The 24,302-nt window shown below is 56.3% G+C and carries 21 protein-coding genes; 10 read left to right on the top strand and 11 right to left on the bottom strand.

From position 1 onward, the window contains the following. The first annotated feature begins 160 nt into the window (after nucleotides 1–160). A complete protein-coding gene (gene bhsA, locus GRPL_RS05865; RefSeq protein ID WP_004860548.1) occupies nucleotides 161–418 on the top strand; it encodes a multiple stress resistance protein BhsA in 258 nt (85 codons plus the stop codon). Between the two features lie 209 nt (nucleotides 419–627). Here the strand turns inward: bhsA and ldtC are convergent, their stop codons facing one another. Together ldtC and mfd are read right to left on the bottom strand one after the other, a co-directional pair. Continuing rightward, nucleotides 628–1,590, bottom strand: a complete 963-nt coding sequence (gene ldtC / locus GRPL_RS05870) for a L,D-transpeptidase LdtC (RefSeq protein WP_032688335.1) — start codon at nucleotides 1,588–1,590, stop codon at nucleotides 628–630. A gap of 167 nt (nucleotides 1,591–1,757) precedes the next feature. Beyond that, nucleotides 1,758–5,204 (bottom strand): transcription-repair coupling factor, encoded by a 3,447-nt coding sequence (gene mfd, locus GRPL_RS05875; RefSeq protein WP_032700295.1) that lies wholly within the window; start codon nucleotides 5,202–5,204, stop codon nucleotides 1,758–1,760. A gap of 564 nt (nucleotides 5,205–5,768) precedes the next feature. Between mfd and lolC the strand changes: the two genes are divergently transcribed. The 5 genes from lolC (at nucleotide 5,769) to cobB (ending at nucleotide 10,812) form a co-directional block, all read left to right on the top strand. Next, nucleotides 5,769–6,968 (top strand): lipoprotein-releasing ABC transporter permease subunit LolC, encoded by a 1,200-nt coding sequence (gene lolC / locus GRPL_RS05880; RefSeq protein ID WP_123198868.1) that lies wholly within the window; start codon nucleotides 5,769–5,771, stop codon nucleotides 6,966–6,968. Next, nucleotides 6,961–7,662, top strand: a complete 702-nt coding sequence (gene lolD, locus GRPL_RS05885) for a lipoprotein-releasing ABC transporter ATP-binding protein LolD (protein ID WP_032688332.1) — start codon at nucleotides 6,961–6,963, stop codon at nucleotides 7,660–7,662. Before lolC ends, lolD begins: the two co-directional genes overlap by 8 nt. Further along, entirely contained in the window at nucleotides 7,662–8,906 is a 1,245-nt protein-coding gene (gene lolE / locus GRPL_RS05890; protein ID WP_032688331.1) for a lipoprotein-releasing ABC transporter permease subunit LolE, read from the top strand. The genes lolD and lolE overlap by 1 nt, the downstream gene beginning before the upstream one ends. 155 nt (nucleotides 8,907–9,061) lie before the next feature. Then, the gene (gene nagK / locus GRPL_RS05895) at nucleotides 9,062–9,973 is read left to right on the top strand and encodes an N-acetylglucosamine kinase (RefSeq protein ID WP_032700293.1); all 912 of its coding nucleotides are present in this window, start codon (nucleotides 9,062–9,064) and stop codon (nucleotides 9,971–9,973) included. Nucleotides 9,974–9,987: 14 nt separating this feature from the next. After that, nucleotides 9,988–10,812: a Sir2 family NAD+-dependent deacetylase gene (cobB, locus tag GRPL_RS05900; RefSeq protein ID WP_032688329.1), complete on the top strand. Its 825-nt coding sequence runs from the start codon at nucleotides 9,988–9,990 to the stop codon at nucleotides 10,810–10,812. 170 nt (nucleotides 10,813–10,982) lie between these two features. Here the strand turns inward: cobB and GRPL_RS05905 are convergent, their stop codons facing one another. From GRPL_RS05905 to GRPL_RS05915, 3 genes are read right to left on the bottom strand one after another with little or no spacing between them, the layout of a single operon-like run. Next, entirely contained in the window at nucleotides 10,983–11,243 is a 261-nt protein-coding gene (locus GRPL_RS05905; RefSeq protein ID WP_032700292.1) for a pentapeptide MXKDX repeat protein, read from the bottom strand. Nucleotides 11,244–11,292: 49 nt separating this feature from the next. Continuing rightward, nucleotides 11,293–12,081 (bottom strand): molybdopterin-binding protein, encoded by a 789-nt coding sequence (locus GRPL_RS05910; protein ID WP_032695745.1) that lies wholly within the window; start codon nucleotides 12,079–12,081, stop codon nucleotides 11,293–11,295. A gap of 10 nt (nucleotides 12,082–12,091) precedes the next feature. After that, nucleotides 12,092–12,703 (bottom strand): cytochrome b/b6 domain-containing protein, encoded by a 612-nt coding sequence (locus GRPL_RS05915; RefSeq protein WP_032700317.1) that lies wholly within the window; start codon nucleotides 12,701–12,703, stop codon nucleotides 12,092–12,094. Nucleotides 12,704–12,847: 144 nt separating this feature from the next. Between GRPL_RS05915 and GRPL_RS05920 the strand changes: the two genes are divergently transcribed. Further along, nucleotides 12,848–13,567, top strand: a complete 720-nt coding sequence (locus GRPL_RS05920; RefSeq protein WP_032700290.1) for a response regulator transcription factor — start codon at nucleotides 12,848–12,850, stop codon at nucleotides 13,565–13,567. A 272-nt stretch (nucleotides 13,568–13,839) separates the two neighbouring features. Further along, a complete protein-coding gene (locus GRPL_RS05925; RefSeq protein WP_032700288.1) occupies nucleotides 13,840–15,477 on the top strand; it encodes a long-chain fatty acid--CoA ligase in 1,638 nt (545 codons plus the stop codon). Nucleotides 15,478–15,729: 252 nt separating this feature from the next. On the opposite strand, the gene potD is transcribed toward GRPL_RS05925, so the two are convergent. From potD to potA, 4 genes are read right to left on the bottom strand one after another with little or no spacing between them, the layout of a single operon-like run. Next, complete coding sequence (gene potD, locus GRPL_RS05930; RefSeq protein WP_032688324.1) at nucleotides 15,730–16,776, bottom strand: spermidine/putrescine ABC transporter substrate-binding protein PotD; 1,047 nt, start codon at nucleotides 16,774–16,776, stop codon at nucleotides 15,730–15,732. Then, a complete protein-coding gene (potC, locus tag GRPL_RS05935) occupies nucleotides 16,773–17,558 on the bottom strand; it encodes a spermidine/putrescine ABC transporter permease PotC (RefSeq protein WP_032688323.1) in 786 nt (261 codons plus the stop codon). The genes potD and potC overlap by 4 nt, the downstream gene beginning before the upstream one ends. Continuing rightward, complete coding sequence (potB, locus tag GRPL_RS05940) at nucleotides 17,555–18,412, bottom strand: spermidine/putrescine ABC transporter permease PotB (RefSeq protein WP_032700287.1); 858 nt, start codon at nucleotides 18,410–18,412, stop codon at nucleotides 17,555–17,557. The genes potC and potB overlap by 4 nt, the downstream gene beginning before the upstream one ends. Further along, nucleotides 18,396–19,514, bottom strand: a complete 1,119-nt coding sequence (gene potA, locus GRPL_RS05945) for a spermidine/putrescine ABC transporter ATP-binding protein PotA (protein WP_032700285.1) — start codon at nucleotides 19,512–19,514, stop codon at nucleotides 18,396–18,398. The genes potB and potA overlap by 17 nt, the downstream gene beginning before the upstream one ends. A gap of 274 nt (nucleotides 19,515–19,788) precedes the next feature. Here potA and pepT point away from each other — a divergent pair, with 274 nt between their 5' ends. Next, nucleotides 19,789–21,018 (top strand): peptidase T, encoded by a 1,230-nt coding sequence (pepT, locus tag GRPL_RS05950; RefSeq protein ID WP_032700283.1) that lies wholly within the window; start codon nucleotides 19,789–19,791, stop codon nucleotides 21,016–21,018. A 277-nt stretch (nucleotides 21,019–21,295) separates the two neighbouring features. Then, nucleotides 21,296–21,799: an REP-associated tyrosine transposase gene (locus tag GRPL_RS05955; RefSeq protein WP_032695749.1), complete on the top strand. Its 504-nt coding sequence runs from the start codon at nucleotides 21,296–21,298 to the stop codon at nucleotides 21,797–21,799. 450 nt (nucleotides 21,800–22,249) lie between these two features. On the opposite strand, the gene GRPL_RS05960 is transcribed toward GRPL_RS05955, so the two are convergent. Continuing rightward, the gene (locus GRPL_RS05960; protein ID WP_032688318.1) at nucleotides 22,250–23,371 is read right to left on the bottom strand and encodes a ribosomal protein uL16 3-hydroxylase; all 1,122 of its coding nucleotides are present in this window, start codon (nucleotides 23,369–23,371) and stop codon (nucleotides 22,250–22,252) included. A gap of 124 nt (nucleotides 23,372–23,495) precedes the next feature. Continuing rightward, nucleotides 23,496–24,302: two-component system sensor histidine kinase PhoQ (phoQ, locus tag GRPL_RS05965; protein ID WP_032700282.1), on the bottom strand; the 807-nt coding region annotated here is incomplete at its 5' end.

Raw genomic sequence — 24,302 nt, 5'->3', positions numbered from 1 at the left:
ATTCATATATGTATGAATTTTAAGTTGTTTATAAATAAATAAACGATCGTTATAAAAATTCATTGACGTGTGATATAGGTCACATTATTATTTACCTATCGATCGTTAAGTTAATTCTTACGACCCTACTAAAAAAATCATCTGCATAGGTATAATAATCATGAAAAACATCAAAACGCTGACGCTTGCCGCCGTGCTGAGCTCTCTTTCTTTCGCCAGCTTCGCGGCTGTTGAAGTGCAGTCCACACCTGCCGGCCAACACAAAATCGGTACCGTTTCTGCCTCCGCCGGGACAAACCTGGGCTCGCTGGAAGACCAGCTGGCGCAGAAAGCGGAAGAAATGGGCGCCACCTCTTTCCGTATCACCTCAGTAACGGGTCCAAACACCCTGCATGGCACTGCGGTTATCTACAAATAAGTTTCGTTTTACCCCTGTCATGCCACTGACAAAACGCGACCCCTGACCCCTTTATCAGGCCGCGAGCAGTAAGTTGTTCCCTGTTATGCCACTTACGTGACGCGGTTTTCACCCCTTTATGAAACCGCGAAGCGTCGCACTATCGTTTTACCCCGTTTGTTATCCCATAAAAACCGCCCCCGGGCGGTTTTTTATTTCTGTCTAAGCGCTTACAATGACTGTTCGCCAGCATTGTGATGACGGGTAACGTCAATCGGCATACCCGAACGCAGCACCATCGCACGATCCATCACCGTCTGATCGGTCTGCGCGGCCTGCTTAAACGCCGACATCTCGCTATTCAGGACTATTGGCAGCGTCTGCGGATCGTCATTTAAGTGTTTGGACAGCGGCTGATGGATTTCCACCAGACGTCTGCCGTCAGGCTCCACGGAGACTTTTACTGGCGTGTTGATAATATTGACTTTCGTCCCTGGGGTAACGAGGTTAAACAGGGTTTTGATGTCGTCATCGCGCAGGCGGATACAGCCGGAGCTTACGCGCATTCCGATGCCAAAATCGGCATTCGTGCCGTGCAGCAGATAGACGCCGCCGTAGGCCGCAAGGCGGATAGCATGGTGCCCCATCGGGTTATCCGGCCCGGCAGGTACCACGCCCGGGAGTTCTATTCCCATCGCTTTATACCGTGCGCGAATATTCGCCGTCGGCGTCCAGGTTGGATTTGCGCGCTTGTCGGAGACGGTGGTGATCATCGTCGGAGTAAGGGTATCCCCTCCCAACTGGCCGATACCGATAGGGTAGACGGTGACCTCATTTTTCCCCGGCGGGTAGTAGTAGAGGCGAAGCTCGGCGAGGTTGATCACCAGCCCTTCGCGCGGCGCTTCCGGCAGTAGGGTCTGCAGCGGAATGGTCAGTACGCTGCCGGCACGCGGAACGTAAGGATCGACGCCGGGATTTGCCTGAAGCAATGCCAGAAAGCCCACGTTGTATTTTTTGGCGATAGCCTCCAGCGAACCGCCGTCATTCTGGACGACATGAAACTGATTTTGCCCGACGAGGCGGCTACCTGAAGGCGGTAAGGGCCAGGTATTGGCGCGGGCAGGGAGGGCCAGGACGCCAGCAACGGCCGCCATTGCCAGCCACAGTGAAAAACGCGATACGAAAGTAGCCATAATAAATAAGTGGTTATTTTTTATGAGGAAACAGACGGGGATTATCGCGCGGGTCTCTGTGGGGAAACCCTGGTGAATTGCAAAATGTTTGTAAAGTTTACCGGGTGTGACCGTGAAGGAAGAAAAAGGCGCGGAAGACGGTGACGGGCACCGCCTCCGCGCTGCGATTAAGCGGTCGCGTTCTCTTCTAACTGACGCATAAACTGGCGAACCCACTCCATCCGCGTTTTACGCTCGCCGAGTTCCTGCATGAACTTCAGCCGCGTCGGGCCATCCAGGCGGAAGTGCTGAGGCTGTTTTTGCAGCAGGCCAATCAGCCACACCGGGTTGACGTTGTTCTTTTCATTGAACTCAATCACGCCGCCTTTCTCATTGCCCTCCAACTTACGGATACCCAGCTTCTGCGCCTGTTGACGCAGGCGGGCGATATCCAGCAGGTTTCTCGCCGCATCCGGTAGCGGGCCAAAGCGGTCAATCAGTTCGACTTTAATCTCTTCCAGGTCGTGCTCATTCCTGGCGCTGGCAATCCGCTTGTAGAACGAGAGTCGGGTATTCACATCAGGAATAAAGTCGTCCGGCAACAGTGAAGGCATACGCAGCTCAACTTCAGTCTGCTGGCTGGTCAGATCCTCAAGCGAAGGTTCGCGTCCGGCTTTCAGCGCATCGACAGCATTCTCCAGAAGCTCCATATAGAGCGAAAAACCGATGGTGGTCATCTGCCCGCTCTGATCTTCGCCCAGCAACTCGCCGGCGCCGCGGATTTCCAGGTCATGCGTGGCCAGCGCGAAACCGGCGCCGAGATCCTCCAGCGAGGCGATGGCTTCCAGACGCTTTTGCGCATCGGTGGTCATTGCTTTCGGGTGCGGCGTCAGCAGCCAGGCATAGGCCTGATGATGCGAACGGCCGACGCGTCCGCGCAGCTGGTGCAGCTGAGCCAGACCGAAATGGTCCGCGCGTTCGATGATAATGGTATTGGCGGTCGGGATATCGATCCCGGTCTCAATGATGGTGGTACAGACCAGTACGCTAAAGCGCTGATGGTGGAAATCATTCATCACCCGTTCCAGCTCGCGCTCGCGCATCTGCCCGTGACCGATGGCAATACGAGCCTCCGGCACCAGCTCCGCCAGCCGATCCGCCGCTTTCTGGATATTCTCCACGTCGTTATAGAGGTAGTAGACCTGGCCGCCGCGCAGCACTTCACGCAGGATCGCCTCGCGAACCACCAGCGAGTCATACTCCCGGACGAAAGTTTTCACCGCCAGACGGCGGGCGGGCGGGGTGGCAATAATGGACAGATCCCGCATTCCGCTCATCGCCATGTTCAGCGTTCGTGGAATCGGCGTGGCGGTCAGCGTCAGAATATCGACATCGGCACGCATCGCCTTGATTCGCTCTTTGTGGCGAACCCCAAAGCGATGCTCTTCATCGACGATCAGCAGCCCAAGGTCACGCAGTTTGACTTCACTTTGCAGCAGCTTATGCGTGCCGATAAGAATATCGATTTTACCTTCGGCGGCCTGTTCAAGAATCTGCGCCTGCTCTTTCGCGCTGCGAAAGCGCGACAGCATTTCAATACGTACCGGCCAGTTGGCAAAGCGGTCGCAGAAGTTATCGAAGTGCTGCTGCGCGAGCAGGGTGGTCGGCACCAGGACCGCGACCTGTTTGTGGTTCTCCACTGCCAGGAAGGCGGCACGCATTGCCACTTCGGTTTTACCGAAGCCGACGTCGCCGCAGACCAGGCGGTCCATGGCCAGCGGCTGACACATGTCGCTGAGAACGGCATTAATTGCCTGCGCCTGATCCGGGGTGGTTTCAAAGGGGAAACCGTCGCAGAACAGCTGGTACTGTTCGCGATCGTGCTTAAAGGCAAAGCCCGATTTCGCCGCGCGCTGGGCGTAAATATCGAGCAGTTCTGCCGCCACATCGCGCACTTTTTCTGCCGCTTTCTGCCGCGCGCGCGCCCAGGCATCGCCGCCGAGTTTATGCAACGGCGCGCTCTCTTCTGCGCCGCCGGCGTAGCGGCTAATCAGATGCAAGGATGACACCGGTACGTACAGTTTGGCCTCGTTGGCGTAGGTCAGCATCAGGTATTCCCCTTTGATGCCGCCGGCTTCCAGCGTGGTCATACCGGCGTAACGGCCAACGCCATGCTCGAGGTGCACTACCGGCTGGCCGATATGCAGTTCCGCCAGGTTACGGATTAAGGTGTCGGGGTTAATGGTGCGGCGTGAATCCTGGCGACGGCGCGCCACGCGCTCGCCCAACAGGTCGCTTTCGCAAATCAGTGCCAGATCACGCTGGCTATCGATAAACCCATGTTCGGCGGCGCCAATCATCAAATAGCGGCCGTTGCCGGTGGCTTCTTCCAGCCGCAGAATATGTTTTGGCGCAATTTTGATGCGCGCCAGCACTTCGCCCAGCGCTTCCCGGCGACCTTCGCTCTCAACCGAGAATATGACCGGGCCGGTAAAGGCTTCAAGGAAACGGCGCAGATTGTCCAGCGGCGCTTTGTTCTGCGCCTGTACAGAGAGGTCCGGCAGCTTCTGATAACCGAGGTTAATGTTGGCGGCTTTCTCGGCCAGACGTTCCGTTTTTAACTGAATGCGCGGCCATTTTTTCAGCTCGCTGAACAGTTCGTCAATCCGCAGCCAGAGCTGTTCCGGCGGCAGCAGCGGACGCATCGGGTCGACGCCGCGGCTTTCGAAGCGGGCGCGGGTTTCGTTTTGAAAACGCCCGGCGCTGGCTTCCAGATCGCCGGTATTCACGATCAGGGCGTTCGCCGGGAAGTAGCTGAACAGCGGCGGCAGAGGCTCACTGAAAAACAGCGGCTGCCAGTATTCGATACCGGTCGGTAATGTCCCTTTACTGACCTGCTGATAGATATGTTCGGCGTCGCGTTTGACCTCAAAGCGATCGCGCCACTGGCTACGAAACAGCTCAATCGCCGCCTGATCGGTCGGGAACTCATGGGCGGGCAGCAGATTAATGGCGGCCACCTCTTCCAGCGTACGCTGGCTGTCGACGTCGAACAGGCGCAGGCTGTCGATTTCATCATCGAAGAAGTCGAGGCGATAGGGTTGCTCGCTCCCCATCGGGAACAGGTCAAGCAGGGCGCCGCGGGTGGCATACTCTCCGTGCTCCATCACCTGATCCACATGGCGATAGCCGGCGCTGTCCAGCTGAGAGCGCAGGGCATCACGCGACAGACGCTGGCCTTTTTTCATCACCAGCGCATGTCCGTGGAGGAAATTATGCGGACAGACGCGCTGCATGAGGGTGCTGACCGGCACGATCAGTACACCGCGCTGCATGGTGGGTAATTGATAGAGCGTGGCGAGGCGGGAAGAGATAATGTCCTGATGCGGCGAGAAGCTATCGTAAGGTAGCGTTTCCCAGTCTGCCAGGCCTGTCACCATGCTGTCGGTAAACTGGCGAACTTCATCGTTCAGGCGCAGGGCATTTTGCATATCGGGGGCGACGAGGATAACCGGCCCACCGTGGCGCTCGGCCATTTCCGCAACCAACGTGGCACAAGCCGCGCCGGTTAATTCACCGAGGTGCCGCTGTTCGCCGGGCTTGACCGGCAGTGTGTATCGGTATTGTTGAGGCATAGCTGTTATCAGGATCCCTTCTTGATTCGCTCTATATGTGTACCCTAAATATTCGAATTGCTGCTCAAAAACACCTCAGGCATTGTTGAACAGCGCTTGCACTGACCCCGAAGGGGCAAGGCCATAGGCCAGGTTACGCGGCAAGTGAGCGACAAATTCGTCAGAAACGAACCTGAACAGTCGACGATGCCTCTGGCAAGGGACAAAGAGGTCCCTCATTTTGCCGATTGCTGCCCGATGAGCTTACGCAGGTAAGTGATTCGGGTAAACCAGCGTCGCCAATGCACATGCAGCTTGCAGTATGACCGGTATATAAGGGCAAATCGCTAATATTCAATGTTGATGATTATCCGCGATTGACCCGTATTCGCCAACCTGATTGACGGTAAGAGGGGCCGCTACGGTGAAAGATTCTGATAGATAAGCGCTGACTAATCAAATATCCATTTGATTTATCTTTACTTTTTTCTTATTACGCGACAAAAACTTACCGTTTCAGTGATTTACGCGTTGTGCTATGCCATATATACTCGTGCATCGGCTATCAGCAACCAGATGGATTACATGTACCAACCTGCCGCACTCTTTATCGGCCTTCGCTACATGCGCGGGCGCGCAGCCGACCGCTTCGGTCGTTTCGTCTCCTGGCTATCCACCATCGGCATTACGCTTGGCGTGATGGCGCTGGTGACCGTGCTTTCGGTCATGAACGGCTTCGAGCGCGAGCTGCAGAACAACATCCTGGGGCTGATGCCGCAGGCCATGATTAGCGCACAGCAGGGCTCGGTGAACCCTCAGCAGCTGCCGGAAAGCGCCATCAAGTTACAGGGCGTCACGCGCATAGCGCCATTAACGACCGGCGATGTGGTGCTGCAAAGCGCCCGCAGCGTCGCAGTTGGCGTGATGCTGGGTATCGACCCGACGCAAAACGATCCGCTCACTCCCTATCTCGTTAACGTGAAGCAAAGCGATCTTCAGGCCGGCAAATATAACGTCATTCTTGGCGAACAGCTGGCCGGTCAGCTGGGGGTTAACCGCGGCGACCAGATTCGCGTCATGGTGCCTTCAGCCAGTCAGTTCACGCCAATGGGGCGGGTGCCCAGCCAACGCCTGTTTAACGTGATCGGCACCTTTGCCGCCAACAGTGAAGTGGACGGCTATCAGATGTTGACCAATATCGACGATGCCTCGCGCCTGATGCGCTACCCGCTGGGCAACATTACCGGTTGGCGCCTGTGGCTGAGCCAGCCTTTACAGGTGGATACCCTCAGCCAGCAGACGCTGCCGCAGGGAACGAAGTGGCAGGACTGGCGCGAGCGGAAAGGCGAGCTGTTCCAGGCCGTGCGCATGGAAAAAAATATGATGGGCCTGCTGCTGAGCCTGATTGTGGCCGTCGCGGCGTTTAATATCATTACCTCGCTGGGGATGATGGTCATGGAAAAACAGGGCGAGGTGGCGATTTTGCAAACCCTGGGGCTGACCCCGCGACAGATTATGCTGGTCTTTATGGTCCAGGGGGCCAGCGCCGGGATCGTCGGAGCCTTGCTTGGCGCCGCACTCGGCGTACTGCTCGCCAGCCAGTTAAATAATTTAATGCCGATTATCGGCGCGTTCCTTGACGGCGCTGCGCTGCCGGTCGCAATCGAGCCTTTCCAGGTGACGATTATCGTACTGGTGGCCATGGTGCTGGCATTGTTATCTACGTTGTATCCTTCCTGGCGCGCTGCCGCCACTCAACCCGCTGAGGCTTTACGTTATGAATAAGATCCTGCTGCAATGCGACAATCTGTGCAAACGCTATCAGGAAGGCAGTGTGCAAACCGACGTGTTGCACAATGTCAGCTTCAGCATTGAGGAAGGGGAGATGATGGCGATTGTCGGTACCTCGGGTTCCGGGAAGAGTACGCTGCTCCATCTGCTCGGCGGGCTGGATACGCCGACCTCCGGCGATGTGATTTTCTCCGGGCAGTCGATGAACCGGCTCTCCGCAGCCGCGCGAGCCGACCTGCGTAACCGTGAACTGGGCTTTATCTACCAGTTCCACCACCTGTTGCCGGATTTCACCGCCCTCGAAAACGTGGCAATGCCGCTGCTGATTGGCAAACAGAAAGCAGCGGATATTGAACGTCAGGCTAAGGCGATGCTGCATGCCGTGGGGCTGGAACACCGCAGCAACCACCGCCCGTCAGAGCTTTCCGGCGGCGAGCGCCAGCGGGTGGCGATTGCCCGGGCGCTGGTCAACAAGCCCCGGCTGGTGCTGGCGGATGAACCGACCGGTAACCTCGATGCCCGCAACGCCGACAGTATTTTTCAGCTGCTGGGGGAACTGAACGTTGCCCAGCGCACCGCTTTTCTGGTGGTGACCCACGACCTGCAACTGGCCAAACGGATGAACCGCCAGCTGGAGATGCGTGATGGCCATCTGGACGCGGAACTGACCCTGATGGGGGCCAGGTAATGACTTCTCCGTTATCGTTATTGATTGCCCTGCGTTTTAGCCGCGGACGGCGACGTGGCGGCATGGTGTCGCTGATTTCGGTGATTTCAACCATCGGGATTGCGCTCGGGGTGGCGGTATTGATCGTCGGCCTCAGCGCAATGAACGGTTTTGAACGTGAGCTGAACAACCGCATTCTGGCGGTGGTTCCGCATGGCGAAATCGAGCCGGTGAAGCAGCCGTGGACCAACTGGAACGACGCGCTGGCGAAGGTGGAAAAAGTTAAAGGGATCGTTGCCGCGGCGCCGTACATTAATTTCACCGGGCTGGTGGAGAGCGGCAGCAACATGCGCGCCATTCAGGTCAAGGGTGTCGATCCGCAGCAGGAAAGCCGCCTGAGTTCGCTGCCTCAGTTTGTCCAGAATAACGCGTGGGCTAATTTTAAAGCCGGCGAACAGCAGGTCATTCTCGGTAAAGGGGTGGCGGATGCGCTGCACGTGAAGCAGGGCGACTGGGTTTCCATCATGATCCCCAACTCTGATTCCGAGCATCAGCTCCTGCAGCCGAAACGCGTCAGGCTGCATGTGACCGGGATTTTGCAGCTCAGCGGCCAGCTCGATCACAGTTTTGCGATGATCCCGATGAGCGATGCCCAGCAGTATCTGGATATGGCTGGCAGCGTGACCGGGATTGCGATTAAAGTCACCGATGTGTTCCACGCCAACACGCTGGTGCGTGATGCCGGCGAAGTGACCAACAGCTACGTTTACATCAAGAGCTGGATCGGAACCTACGGTTATATGTATCGTGATATTCAGATGATCCGCGCCATTATGTACCTCGCGATGGTGCTGGTGATCGGCGTGGCCTGCTTTAACATCGTTTCCACCCTGGTGATGGCGGTGAAAGATAAAAGCAGCGATATTGCGGTACTGCGTACGCTCGGGGCGAAAGATGGCCTGATCCGCGCCATTTTTGTCTGGTATGGTTTGCTTGCCGGTTCGGTCGGGAGCCTGATTGGTGTGGCGATCGGCGTCATTTGTGCGCTAAATCTGACGTCCATCATCAACGGCCTTGAATACCTGATCGGGCACAAATTCTTGTCCGGCGACATCTATTTTATTGACTTCCTGCCGTCTGAACTGCACTGGCTGGATGTTATTTATGTGCTGGTGACGGCACTGTTGCTGAGTTTGCTGGCCAGCTGGTATCCCGCCCGCCGCGCCAGCCGCATTGACCCGGCGAGGGTGCTGAGTGGCCAGTAATTCAGTGGATTGCGGGGGATGAACCGGTAGGTCGGGTAAGGAGAAGCTGCCACCTGACATTGCGCCCGGTGGCGCTTCGTTTGCGCGGACCTACAAGAATCTCTGTTATCCACTCTTTACGTCCTGACCTTTTCGGTCAGTAAAGAGGAATGGCTATGTACTACGGATTTGATATTGGCGGCAGCAAAATAGCGCTGGGCGTGTTTGATAAAGCGCGGCGATTGCAGTGGGAAAAACGCGTTGCCACGCCGAAGGAGAGTTATGCCGACTTTCTACAGGCGGTAGAGGCGCTGGTCCGTGAAGCTGACGGCCGCTTTGACTGTCAGGGGACGGTAGGGATTGGTATTCCGGGGATGCCGGAAACCGCGGACGGCACGCTGTATGCCGCCAACGTCCCCGCTGCCAGCGGCCAGTCGCTGCGCAGCGATCTGAGCGCCCGGCTCGGGCGTGAAGTCCGTCTGGATAACGACGCCAACTGCTTTGCTCTCTCCGAAGCCTGGGACGATGAATTTACGCAATACCCGCTGGTGATGGGGCTGATTCTCGGCACCGGGGTGGGCGGCGGCCTGGTCCTCAACGGTAAATCGATTACCGGACATAGCTATATTACCGGTGAATTTGGCCATATCCGGCTGCCGGTGGATGCGCTGGAGGTCGTGGGGCGTGATTTCCCGCTCACCCGCTGCGGCTGCGGTCAGCTGGGCTGCATTGAAAACTATCTCTCCGGCCGCGGTTTTGCCTGGCTCTATGAACATTTCTATCAACACACCTTAACCTCTCCCGAAATCGTGGCGCTCTGGCAGCAGGGCGATGCGCGGGCGCACGAGCACGTCGAGCGCTATCTTGACCTGCTGGCGGTCTGTCTGGGTAATATTCTGACGATTGTTGATCCGGATCTGCTGGTGCTTGGCGGAGGATTGTCTAACTTTACTGCCATAAGCGAAGGGCTGGCGCAACGCCTGCCGCGACATTTACTTCCCGTTGCCCGGGTACCGCGTATTGAACGTGCGCGCCATGGCGATGCCGGAGGCATGCGCGGTGCGGCCTTCCTTCATTTGACTCATTAACCACAGGGGGAGCTATGTTGTCGCGCCGCTTACACCGATTGAGCCGTTTTCGTCGCAATAAACGTCGCTTGCGTGAACGTCTGCGCCAGCGGATTTTTTTTAAAGAGGATAAGGCGGCTGTGGAAACAACAGATAAACCCAGGGTTGTGGTGCTGACCGGCGCGGGCATTTCAGCGGAGTCCGGGATTAAAACGTTTCGCGCGGCCGATGGTTTGTGGGAAGAGCACCGGGTGGAAGATGTGGCGACGCCGGAAGGATTCGCCCGCGACCCTGCGCTGGTGCAGGCGTTTTATAACGCCCGTCGCCGGCAGTTGCAAAGCCCGGAGATAGCGCCGAATGCGGCACATCAGGCGCTGGCGCGGCTGGAAGCGGCGCTGGGCGATCGATTTGTGCTGGTTACCCAGAACATTGATAACCTGCACGAACGCGCGGGAAACCGTCGGGTGATTCATATGCACGGCGAGCTGTTGAAGGTGCGCTGTTCGTGGAGCGGACAGGTACTGGAGTGGACCGGAGACGTCACGGCGGAAGATAAGTGCCACTGCTGCCAGTTCCCGGCGCCGCTGCGTCCGCACGTGGTCTGGTTTGGCGAGATGCCGCTGGGGATGGATGACATTTACAGCGCGCTGGCCGATGCCGATATCTTCATCGCCATTGGCACTTCCGGGCACGTTTACCCGGCGGCAGGTTTCGTGCACGAAGCCCGTCTGCAGGGGGCGCATACCGTGGAACTTAACCTCGAGCCCAGCCAGGTCGGCAGCGAATTTGCCGAAAAACACTACGGTCTGGCGAGTGAGGTTGTTCCGGCATTCGTCGACCGGCTGTTGAAAGATCTCTGATCCCGTAACGCTACGGCTTTGATTGCTAAAGCTCAGGTCGGAGGAGAGCGGTTTCCCGGTGTTTCGAGGGCCCCTGCTGGCGATCCTACGGTGGCAGGATGAGGGGATAAAAAGGGGTTACCTGCCCAACCGGCAGGCCACCCCTTTGACCTCGTCGTCGGGCTGCGCGGTTATTGTTTACCCATCGTGTCTTTGCCCATCTTGTCTTTCGACATGGCATCTTTGGCCATGCTGTCTTTGCTCATTTTATCCTTCGACATGCCATCTTTAGACATACACTCTTTTTTCATGCCATCTTTTGTGCAGTCGTGAGACATCTTGCCCATGTTATCTTTGGCCATATTATCTTTAGCCATATTATCGGCAGCGTAGGCGCTGGACATACCGAAAAGTAAAGCAGAGCACATCAGTAACGTATTAATCTTTTTCATTTTGCAATTCCTTCATGTTGTATGAATAACGGATGATGACGACCACGAATTAACTACCAGCGAACCAGTTATAACCCTGGTCTTCCCAGTAGCCGCCGGGGTAGCGGTTGGTGACTTCAATTGACATAATATGCTTCGGGTTTTTATAACCGAGCTTGGTCGGAATTCTTAACTTCATCGGGAAACCATATTTACGCGGTAATATCTGGCCATCGTAGGTTAATGCCATAATCGTCTGCGGATGGATCGCAGTGGCCATATCGATACTGGTATAATAATTATCAGCACAGCGAAAGCTGACGTAGCTGGCGCTCAGATCGGCGCCGATACGTTTGAGGAATAGGGCAAACGGAACGCCACCCCATTTACCGATGGCGCTCCATCCTTCCACACAAATATGTCGCGTGATCTGGCTGACCTGCGCCATCTTATGCAGTTCGGCCAGTGTCCATGGGCGTTTGTCAGCCACTAATCCAGAAACTTCAAGACGATAATCGCTGCCGTCGATCGCGGGCGCCTGATCCTCGCTGTAAAATGCATTAAACGGGAAAGGGCGAGCGATCATACTTTCGGGATAAACCGGCGCAAGGTTATTAGCATTAAATAACCAGCGTTGAATACGATCGTTAAATTGTGAGATCTGGCTTAAGGTTGTTTCGACCTCGCTGTTATTGCTGATATCGCAACCGCTTAACAGCATCAGACCGCCAAAAGTTAACCCCTGCCTGATAAAGCGGCGACGACCTTCCGATGAGAGCCGCTTGTTAATTTCCCGGCTCGCCTCCTGGACTACGATGGCCTTGTCGGCGGCGGAGAATGAATTTTTATGATTGTTCACTGTATTTTCCTTATCGTCCGCGGAGCATGGCCAGTAACGTTTTCGGGACCAGCAGCACCATCAGCAGATGAATAACGACAAATCCCATCAGTGCGGACATCGCAAAGAAATGAATCACCCGTGCGTTGTCATATCCCCCGAGTAAGATTCGTAGCAGCGGAAACTGCACCGACTTCCAGATAACCAGACCGGATAACGCCAGAATAATGCTATCGAGCATGACGAAGAGATAGGCCAGTTTCTGGACGTAGTTATAATGGCCGGGATTGTCATGTGTCAGCCTGCCGCGTAGTGCGGAAATAAAATCGTCAATTACTCCTTGCGGCGACAGAGGCCAGAATTGTTTTTTTAAGCGCCCGCTGACAAGATTCATCAGCAGGTAAAATACACCGTTAAGAGCAAACAACCACATTGCTGAAAAATGCCATTGCAATGCGCCTGCCAGCCAACCGCCAAGAGTCAGTGCATCAGGAATATAAAAATTAAACAACGGTGATGCGTTATAAATACGCCAGCCGCTGGTCACCATAATTAATATCGAAAGCGCATTAACCCAGTGGCAAATTCTTAACCACAGAGGATGAATGGTCGCGGGCTTAATCTGATTTGAGAGACTGTTCATCATGATATTCCCGGTTATTGCGTTAATAACAGTGTGGCCTGAATCTGTTCGCCGATGTATCACGAAAAGTTAAATTAAATGTGATAACTCGCGATGCGAATGTCGTCTAAACTGTCTCTGACAGAACGCAATAAGGCGGCAGCGATGAAGCCCAAAAAAGTATTAATTATTGAAGATGATGAAAATATCGCGGAGCTGCTGCAGCTGCATTTATGCGAGGAGGGCTATGAAATCAGCCATGCTGCTGAAGGCACCGGCGGGCTGGCGATGGTCAGGCAGGGCGGCTGGGACGCGCTGATCCTCGACCTGATGTTACCGGGCATCGACGGTCTGGAGATCTGCCGGCATGCCCGCACCATGGCAAGCTACATGCCGATAGTGATAATCAGCGCGCGCGCAAGTGAAGTCCATCGTGTCCTGGGGCTGGAACTCGGGGCAGATGACTACCTCGCGAAACCCTTTTCGATGCTTGAGCTGGTGGCGCGAGTGAAGGCGCTCTTCCGTCGTCAGGAGGCCATGGCCCAGAATCTGATGCAGGACGCCGGCATACTGCACATTGACCGGCTGACCATCGACCCGCTTGCGCGCGAAGCGCGTTTGCGCGATCTCGCGCTTGACCTGACGCCGCGCGAGTTCGACCTGCTGTGGTTCTTTGCCAGGCATCCCGATAAGGTCTTTTCCCGCATCAGTTTGCTCAACCAGGTGTGGGGCTATCAGCATGAAGGGTATGAGCATACGGTCAACACGCACATTAATCGGCTGAGGATGAAAATAGAAGATAATCCGGCGGAGCCGGAGTTTATTCTGACGGTATGGGGAAAAGGATATAAGTTTACGGTCCCGCAGCCAGAGCCTGGCAACTGAAACATTGCGCCGGCGCGAGTTGAATGCGACGAGCGTACCACTCGCGCATTCTTCACTGCGTCGGCCCCTCTTCTGCGCGCTACCGCCGCGCGTGAAAAGCCATTTCCCATCACATTCCCCGCTGCCAGACGAGGATTCTTGTGCGTGAACGCTAAATTTTGCACATCTGTTTTGGTTGGCTGCCCGGGTTGTTGCCAGATTTAGTGAGAGTTCGGGTGCACACCGGACCGCATCACTTACACAACATATCAGCCTGTCGCGGAGTAACAGCCATGCATCCACCGATGATGTATCAGGATTTAACGACCCGGACGCTCATTGAGCATGCCGCGCGCTATCATAGCGATACGGAAATTGTTTCGGTCGGGACGTTAGGGGGAAGAGAGTACAGTAGCTGGGGAGAGGTGGCGGATAACGCCCTGCGTCTGGCTTCCGCCATGAGCCGGCTGGGGCTCCCGACAGGCGCCCGCTGCGGCACGCTGGCGTGGAATAATCGCCGCCATCTGGAGATCTATTTTGGCATCAGTGCTGGGGGATGGGTGACGCATACCATCAACCCACGCCTGTCCACGGAACACCTCGCGTTTATCATCAATGATGCCGCGGACGAGATTCTGTTTTTCGACGACACCTTTCTGCCGCTTATCTGCGCGCTGCGGCCCCAGTTGCCAACGGTAAAGCATTTTGTTCTGCTGGAGCCGCGGAATGAGGAGGCGCTCGCCGCGCTGGACTCGCTGCTGTTTTTTGAGGAGCTGATCGCTGCAGCGGATCCGGCGTATCGCTGGCCCGAGGTGAGCGAACATTCGCCGGCGTCGCTGTGCTATACCTCGGGGACCACCGGCAAGCCGAAAGGGGTGCTGAATACCCACCGCTCGCTGGTACTGCATGCGCTGAGCGGCAATCAGCCGGATGCGGCCGGTATCTCGGCGCAGGACACGCTGTTGCCGGTAGTGCCGATGTTCCACGTCAATGCCTGGGGCACGCCTTTTATTGCCGCGATGGCCGGCGCTCGCCTGGTTCTGCCGGGGCCGAATCTGGACGGCGACAGCCTGCTGCGGCTGTTGAGCGAGGAGCAGGTCAGCGTCGCCTTCGGCGTTCCGGTCATCTGGGCAGGATTGCTTGCCGCGCTGCGTAAATCGGATGTTCGCCTGCCCTGTTTTAAACGATCTTTTGTCGGCGGGTCGGCGCTGCCCCCGTCGATGATTGAGGTCTTCCGCCGCGATTATGGTATTGAGCTGATTCATGCCTGGGGGATGACCGAGACTTCGCCCATCGGCACCATCAACACGCCGCTGAGCAAACATAAAGCCCTGCCTCAGGAGGCACAGCAAAAACTGGGGCACGGTCAGGGGCGCGTCATTTTTGGCATCGATCTGCGGGTGGTGGATGCTGAGGGCCAGGCGCTGGCCAACGATGGCGAAAGTCAGGGCTATCTGCAGGTGCGCGGCCATTGGGTGGCGGCAAATTACTACGGTCGTCCCGATACCGCGTTGACCGATGATGGCTGGTTCGACACCGGTGATATTGGCACGGTTGATGAGAATGGCTACCTGGTGATTCACGATCGGGCGAAAGATATCATTAAGTCCGGCGGAGAGTGGATCTCAACGGTCGAGCTGGAGAATATTGCGCTTGCCCATCCGGCGATTCGCAGCGCGGCGGCGATTGCGGCGCAGCATCCGCGCTGGGATGAGCGTCCGGTGCTGCTGTGTGTCAGGGCAGAAGATGGCGAAATTGAAGAGCCGGAGCTGTTGGCCTGGTACCAGACACGAGTGCCGAAATGGCAGCTTCCGGACCGGATTCTGTTCATCGATGCGCTCCCCGTCAGCGCCACCGGTAAAGTCCTGAAAAACCGGCTGCGCGCCGAGTTTGGTCAGATTCTGATGGCGGATGGGCGCGATGCGGGATAAGCCGGCCTCCGGGTGCCCCAATCAACGTGCGGGTGCTAATACCCAGAGTTGAATCGCGGAGGAATGGCCGCACCCGGCGGCTTACGCGGGATGATAATAGCGACCCGATTTCCCCGCCTCGGCAGCAGTCATACCGTCGCCAGCATGATTAGCCTCGTGGCGGAAATTCTGCGCTGGTATGAGTGTCAGTGTTGCGGAGTAGAGCGGGGGAAGGACGAAACAACGGCGGAGCCGGGGCTCCGCCTGACGGGATTAACGGCCCGCTTTTAGCTTCTGATAATACTCTTCATACAGGGTGCTGGCGCTGCCCACATCGTTTTGCCATTCGCCCCTGGCGATAGTGTCCGCATCCGGGTAGAGCGACTTATCATTGGCGACTTCCGGGCTGAGCATTTTACGCGCGGCGAGATTTGGCGTCGGGTAGCCGATGGTTTCCGCCACCTGTTTTGCCACTTCCGGACGCAGCAAGAAGTTAATCAGCTTGAGCGCGCCGTCGACGTTTTTCGCATTCGCCGGAATCGCCAGGCTATCCATCCAGAAGATCCCGCCTTCTTTCGGCCAGACGACCTCGAGCGGCGTGCCCGACTGGCGGGCAACCCATGCCGAACCGTTCCACACCATGCCGAGATTCACTTCCCCTTCCATATACGGGTTGGCCGGATTATCGGAGTTAAACGCCGCGACGTTAGGCATCAGTTTTTTCAGCTCGTTGTAGGCGGCTTCAATCTCTTTCGGGTCGGTGGTATTGCCGGAATAGCCCAGCTTACGTAAGGCTATCTGGAACACTTCCCGCGCATCGTCTGTCAGCAGCAGGCTGCTCTTATACTCTGGTTTCCACAGGTCGGCCCAGCTGGTGACGGTTTTCGGGTCGATAGCATCGCTATTGACGCCAATGGCGGTGGCGCCCCAGATGTAGGGAATGGAATAATCGTTACCCGGATCGAACGGTTTGTTCAGCATCTGCGGATCGAGGTTGCTGAAGTTCGTCAGCTTGCTCTTATCGATCTTCTGCAACATCCCTTCTTTACGCATCTTGTCGACGAAATAGGTGGAAGGCACCACCAGATCGTAGGCGCCGTCTTTGTAGGTTTTGAGTTTGGCGTACATGGTTTCATTCGACTCGTAAGTGGAATAGATAACCTTGATGCCGGTCTCTTTGGTGAACTGCTCCAGCAGACCCGGCGGCACATACTCGGTCCAGTTATAGAAATAGAGCGTTTTGCTGTCGTCCGCATGCGCGGCGCTGATACCCATTACCAGAGCGCCCGCTGCGAGCAGGTGGCGTGACCATTTTTTCATTTTAACGTCCCCTGAGTTTTATCACGTGCAATCAATTGGCTGGCGATGACCATCACCAGCGACAGAACTAACAGAATCGTCGCCAGGGCATTCACTTCCGGCGATACGCCCACTTTGACCATCGAATAGATCTTCAGCGGCAGGATCTCGTAACCCGGGCCGGTCACGAATGACGACACCACCACATCATCCATCGACAGCGTAAAGCTCAGCAGCCATCCGGCGGCCACGGCAGGCAGCGCCAGCGGCAGAAGAATTTTACGCAGAATGGTCAACTCGCTGGCGCCCAGATCTTTCGCCGCCTCCAGCATCCGCACATCAAAACCTTTGAGGCGCGAATAGACCGTCACCACCACGAAAGGCAGGCAGAAGGTGATGTGCGAAAACAGCAGCGACCAGAACCCCAACTGAATGCCGATCAGCATAAACAGCACCAGCAGGGAGATGGCCATGACGATATCCGGCGACATCATCACCACGAACAGCATCCCGCTGACGAACGGTTTACCACGAAAACGATAGCGATACAGCGCGACGGCGGTCAGCGACCCGATAAGCGTTGCAAAGGTGGCTGACAGCACCGCCATGGTCAGCGAGTGCTGTGCGGCCTGCAGCAGACTATCGTTGTTCATCAACAGGCTATACCATTGAGTGGTAAAGCCCTGCCAGTTAATACCAAAGCGCGAACTGTTAAACGAGTTGACGATCAGAATAATGATCGGAATATACAGGTAAGCATAAATGGCGGTCATAAAGCCGCCGCGCAGCAGTCGACCGATCATTCGAGTTCCACCTTGCTATTCAACAGACGCGCCGCGCGCCAGTAAATTAACAGCATCAGGCCCATCACCAGCGTCAGCGTAATGCTGGTCGCGGCGCCAAACGGCCAGTCGCGGATATTCAGGAACTGACTCTTAATCACGTTACCGATCAGCAGGTTTTTGGCGCCGCCCATCAGATCCGAGACGTAGAACAGCCCCATCGCCGGCAGCATCACCAGCAGACAGCCGGCAATAATACCCGGCATGGTCAGTGGAATAATGATGCGGATAAAGGTTTGCAGCTTGCTGGCGCCCAGATCTCTTGCCGCTTCCAGCAGAGGACGATCGAGCTTCTCAATACTGGAGTACAGCGGCATCACCATAAATGGCAGCAGAATATAGACCAGTCCGATGATGACCGCAGACGGGGTATACATGATGCGCAGCGGCGTATCAATCACTCCCAGCCACAGCAGGAACTCGTTGAGATACCCTTTGGTGCTGAGGAAGATTTTCAGCCCGTAGATACGGATCAAGGAGTTGGTCCAGAACGGCACGATCAGCAGAAACAGCAGCAGCGGGCGCACTTTTTCCGGCAGCCTGGCCAGAAACCAGGCGAAAGGATAGCCGAGCGCCAGACAGGCAAGGGTCGCCAGCAGCGCCATATTAAGCGAGTGCAGCAGCACGTCGTAATAGAGCGGATCCAGCAGGCGCGTGTAGTTATCCAGCGTGAAGACCATCTTGACGAAACTGGCGTCGTCGCGGGTCAAAAAGCTGGTACCGATGATCATCAGGTTGGGCAGGAACACAAACAGCACAAGCCAACCCACGATAGTGGCGATCACCACATTCTGGAATTTACTGGTGTTCTTCATCAGCCAGCACAACCTCCCAGCTTTCTACCCAGTTAATGGCCATTTTCTGGTCAAGCGGGTGATCAAAGTCCGGATCGTCTTCGTTAAAGAATTCACTGACCATCACCATTTTGCCATTTTCCAGTTCGACAACCGACTCCAGCGTCATGCCTTTGTAGTTGCGCTCGCGAATGTAGCCGATCAGTCCGTCGGCGTTGCTGCCGTCGTGGACTTCATCGACGCGCAGATCTTCCGGGCGCAGCAGAACGTTCAGCCGCTGATCCCGCTCGACGGGGAAGTTGACGTAGATATTGCATTCGCGGCCTTCAACGCTGGCGCGGACGCGCTGCTCGTCAAGGCGTTCAATGACCGTAGCATTAAACAGATTAATCTCGCCGATAAAACTGGCGACGAACAGGTTTTTCGGCTCTTCGTAGATTTCACGCGGCGTGCCGTCCTGCTCGATTTTCCCATCGCGCATGACCACGATGCGGTCGGACATGGTCAGGGCCTCTTCCTGATCGTGGGTGACGAAGACGAAGGTGATGCCCAGCTTACGCTGCAACGCCTTCAGCTCGTTTTGCATCTGCTTACGCAGCTTGTAATCCAGCGCCGACAGGGACTCATCCAGCAGCAGCAGGCGCGGTTTGTTGACCACCGCCCGGGCGATAGCCACCCGCTGCTGCTGACCGCCGGAGAGCTGATGCGGTTTGCGTTGGGCAAACTCCTCCAGCTGGACCATGCGCAGCGCATCGAGGACGCGAGGCGTGATTTCCGCCGCCGGCGTTTTCTGCATCCGCAGACCGAAGGCGACGTTTTCGAATACGCTCATATGGGGAAACAGAGCGTAGCTTTGGAAAACGGTATTGACGTGGCGGTTTTCCGCCGGAACATGAGTGATGTCCTGATCTTCGAGATGAATTCGCCCGCTGTCGACGTTTTCAAGCCCGGCAATAAGACGAAGAACGGTGGTTTTACCGCAGCCAGAGGGGCCAAGCAGGGTGAGAAACTCACCGTTGTTGATGGTCAGATTCAGATCTGAGATAACCGTTTTTCCATCAAAGCTTTTGCGAATTCCCGCCAGTTGCACCAGCGGCGAAAGCGAACGCGGTTGTATATTCAATTTTTAACTCTGTCCCATGTAGACGCAGCGGACGATTGACCGTTGCGGGGTTTGTGGTTAACCACCTTTGCGGTTGCGCATAATAAACGAGGGCCAGCATTCTACGGCAATCGCTTGCGATCGCCAATGCCTGTCTCATACGGATACACGACCTTTACAACAATACGCCGGTTCATGTATTAAATTTTTATTTGCCGGGCTAAAAATGACCTGACGCAATATTTGTATATTCGGGCTTATGAATAATGTTGTCACAAAAGATGAGGGTGGCTACATGGATAAATTGCTTGAGCGTTTTTTACAGTACGTTTCTCTGGACACACAGTCGAAGCCTGGCGTGCGTCAGGTTCCAAGCACGGAAGGTCAGTGGAAGCTGTTACGCCTGCTGCAGGCGCAGCTGGAAGAAATGGGACTGGTTAATGTGACGCTAAGTGAGAAAGGGACGGTAATGGGAACCCTTCCGGCCAACGTTGCCGGCGCTATTCCGCCCATTGGCTTTATTTCCCACGTCGACACGGCGCCGGATTTCAGCGGCAAAAACGTGAACCCGCAAATCGTTGAAAACTACCGTGGCGGTGATATCGCGCTTGGGATTGGCGATGAAGTGCTCTCACCGGTGATGTTCCCGGTACTGCACCAGTTGCTTGGGCAAACGCTGATCACCACCGATGGCAAAACGCTGCTTGGCGCCGATGACAAAGCCGGTATCGCCGAGATAATGACCGCGCTGGCGACGCTGAAGGCGAAAAATATTCCTCACGGCGATATTCGCGTGGCCTTCACGCCTGACGAAGAGGTCGGGAAAGGGGCGAAGCACTTTGATGTCGCCGCGTTTGACGCCCGCTGGGCCTATACCGTTGACGGCGGCGGAGTGGGCGAGCTGGAGTTTGAAAACTTCAACGCCGCATCGGTGACCATTAAGATCGTGGGCAACAATGTCCATCCGGGCACCGCAAAAGGGGTGATGGTGAATGCGCTGTCGCTGGCGGCACGGATTCATGCGGAAATCCCTGCCGATGAGGTGCCGGAGACGACCGAAGGCTACGAAGGTTTTTACCATCTGGCGAGCATGAAAGGCAGCGTTGACCGGGCAGAAATGCACTACATCATTCGCGACTTTGACCGTAAGCAGTTCGAGGCCCGCAAGCGCAAAATGATGGAAATTGCCAAAAAGGTCGGTAAGGGGCTGCATCCGGATTGCTATATTGAGCTGGTGATTGAAGACAGCTATTACAATATGCATGAAAAAGTGATGTCGCACCCGCACGTCGTGGAGATTGCCCGCCAGGCGATGGTGGATTGCGATATTGAACCGCAAATGAAGCCGATTCGCGGCGGCACCGACGGCGCTCAGCTCTCTTTTATGGGGCTACCCTGTCCGAACCTGTTTACCGGCGGCTATAACTATCACGGCAAGCATGAATTCGTCACGCTGGAGGGGATGGAGAAGGCGGTGCAGGTGATTGTGCGGATTGCGGAGCTAACGGCAAAACGCGGCTCCTGATCCCGAAGAACTCCCGGATAGCGCGGTGCTTATCCGGGCTATTGGTAGGCCCGGTAAGCCGCAGCGGGCAATATATGCGGTGCGCTACATAATTCCGGAGCCCGGACCGTAGGCCCGGTAAGGCGTGAGCCGCCACCGGGCAATATATGCGGTGCGGTACATAATCCCGGAGCCCGGACCGTAGGCCCGGTAAGGCGTAAGCCGCCACCGGGCAATACCGAACGTGCGGTTCGCAAAGACTGCGTACCTGCACCTGCGGAAGGGGAGGGAACCTCTGATGTCAAATTACCGCCGCAGCCATATCCCTGGCGGTACCTGGTTCTTTACCGTCAATTTGCGAAATCGGCAAAGCGATCTTTTGACCCGCCATATCGCTCAACTTCGCGCTGTGACAGCTGATATTAAACGCAAAAAGCCCTTCCTGATTAACGCGTGGGTTATTTTACCCGAACATATGCACGCTATCTGGACGCTACCGGAAGGTGATACCGATTATTCGGGACGCTGGCGGGATATTAAAAAAACATTCACCCGCGAACTGGGAATGCGCGAGGTCTGGCAGCCCCGTTTCTGGGAACATGCGATCCGTCATGAGGACGATTACCGACGGCATATGGATTACGTTTACATCAATCCGGTGAAACATGGCTATGTGAAGAGGGTGATTGACTGGCCGTATTCAACTTTTCATCGTGATGTGAGCCTCGGGTTGTATCCGCCGGATTGGGCTGGGGACGTTGCCGATTTTGACGCCGGAGAGCGCAAACAGAACGCCGGGTGACGGCTCACGCCTTACCCGGCCTACAGAATCCAGACTCACATTCATCCCGTAGGCCCGGTAAGGCGCGAGCCGCCATCGGGCAATATATGCGGTGTGGTACACAATCCCGGAGCCCGGACCGTAGGCCCGGTAAGGCGCGAGCCGCCACCGGGCAATATATGCGGTGTGGTACACAATCCCGGAGCCCGACCGTAGGCCCGGTAAGGCGCGAGCCGCCACCGGGCAATATATGAGGTGTGGTACACAATCCCGGAGCCCGGACCGTAGGCCCGGTAAGGCGCGAGCCGCCATTGGGCAATATATGCAGTGCGCTACATAATTCCGGAGCCGGGACCGTAGGCCCGGTAAGGCGCGAGCCGCCACCGGGCAATATATGCGGTGTGGTACATAATCCCGGAGCCGGGACCGTAGGCCCGGTAAGGCGTGAGCCGCCACCGGGCATCTCGCGGCTCAGTCCTCGAAGAACCAGTAGCCGCAGTTGACCAGTGCGGCAAGCATTGCGAGGAACGATGGATCTTCCAGCGCATCGCCAAAATGTTCCGCGTTAAGCGACAGATGCGTGGCCAGCGCGTCCAGCGCCGGACGGTGCGGCGAATTAATCTTCTCGCCGTTGACGAACACCTCGCCATCGATACGCAGTACGCGCAGCCCGCCCAGCCGCACCAGGCGATCGCCCTGTTGTAGCGCGTCGTAAATCTCATCAGGCTGATACGGCGGCTCAGCAGGAGCGACGTCCAGCTCATGGCGGGATTGGGTGATAAACTCCCCAAACCACTGCTTAAAATGCTCTGGCTGGTTAATCAACCCCAGCATCATATCGCGCAGACGGTCGAGTTCAGCCGGCAGAATATCCGCCGGATGATCGCGGGAAGGCACATCCGGATCGACATAGCGCTGGCTACCCAGTTCACGTTGCAGAATATAGTCGGCAAAGCCGCTGAACAGCTCGCGGGCATTTGGCGCGCGATAGCCTACCGAATAGTTCAGCGAGTTTTCCAGGGAATACCCCTCGTGCGGGAATCCCGGCGGAATATAGAGAATATCGCCCGGCTCCATCTCTTCATCAATGATGGCGTCGAACGGATCCACCTGCAGCAGGTCTGGATGCGGGCAGTGCTGCTTCATCGGGACTTTATCGCCCACGCGCCAACGACGCCGGCCGGTTCCCTGGATGATAAACACGTCGTACTGATCGAGATGGGGACCTACGCCGCCGCCGGGCACGGAGAAAGAGATCATCAGATCATCAATACGCCAGTCGGGGAGAGCGCGGAAGGGCTGCATCAGCGCGGCCGTCGGCTCGTGCCAGTTATTCACCGCCTGCACCAGCAGCGACCAGTTGTTTTCGCTCAGATGGTCGTAGCTTTCGAAAGGACCATGGCTGACCTGCCATTTCCCGTCCTGATGGCTGACCAGGCGGCTATCGACTTCGCTTTCCATCGCCAGCCCGGCCAGTTCATCCGGGCTAATGGGATCGACGAAATTCGCGAAGCCGCGCTTGAGGACTACCGGGCGTTTTTGCCAGTAGCGTTCGATAAAGTCAGGCCAGTTAAGCGTTAATTGATAATCCATTTTATTTATTCCACAGCAGGTGTCTGTTTGGGATTATACACGCCATGCTTCAAACTGCCTCTTTGTTGACGGCGATTGTGCTTCGTAGTCACAGAGTTTGCCCAGGCGTGGGAAGCGGGGCGATTCAGCTTTCCGTATCGTCGGGCAGCTGGCGGCCAAAAACCACCTCCATGCAGGCTCCGCCGAGCAGACTTTCGCCGGTGAGAATGTCGCCATCGTATTGCTCAACGATCTCCCGGGCGACGGAGAGTCCCACGCCCTGGCCTGGCCGCAGCGTATCGGCACGTTGCCCGCGATCGAATACGGCAGTCCGCTGGTTTAACGGGATGCCGGGGCCATCATCTTCCACCAGAATATGCAGGTGGTTGTCGTTGGTCTGACGCACGGAAACTTCGACAAATTCCAGGCAGTATTTACAGGCGTTATCCAGCACGTTGCCCATCACTTCCATAAAATCATTCTGTTCGCCGACAAAGCTGATCTCCGGAGAGATATCAAGACTGATATTGACCCCTTTGCGCTGATAAACCTTGTTCAACGCCGAGGTCAACTTGTCGAGCAGCGGCGCAATGGGGTGCAGTTCGCGGCTGAGCAGGGTACCGCCGCTGCGCATACTGGCGCGATGCAGGTAGTAGCCGATTTGCTGCGAGATGCGGCTGATCTGCTCCAGCATGATCGGTTCTGCTTCATTAAGGTCAATCTTTTCGCCGCGCAAAGAACGCAGGGTGCTTTGCAGCACGGCCAGCGGCGTTTTCAGACTATGGGTCAAATCGGTCAGCGTGGTGCGATATTTGTCGTAGCGCTCGCGCTCGCTGGTCAGCAGCCGGTTAAGGTTGCTGACCAGTCGGGTCAGTTCGCGGGTGGTATTCGGGTTGAGCATGTCGCGGTGATGCTCTTCCAGCTCGCGGACCTCTTTTGCCAGCGACTCGAT

The organism is Klebsiella planticola ATCC 33531, from assembly GCF_000735435.1.
Lineage (GTDB): Bacteria > Pseudomonadota > Gammaproteobacteria > Enterobacterales > Enterobacteriaceae > Klebsiella > Klebsiella planticola.
The sequence above is the reverse complement of the archived record's forward strand: the minus strand, read 5'-3'. Positions and strand labels throughout refer to the sequence as shown.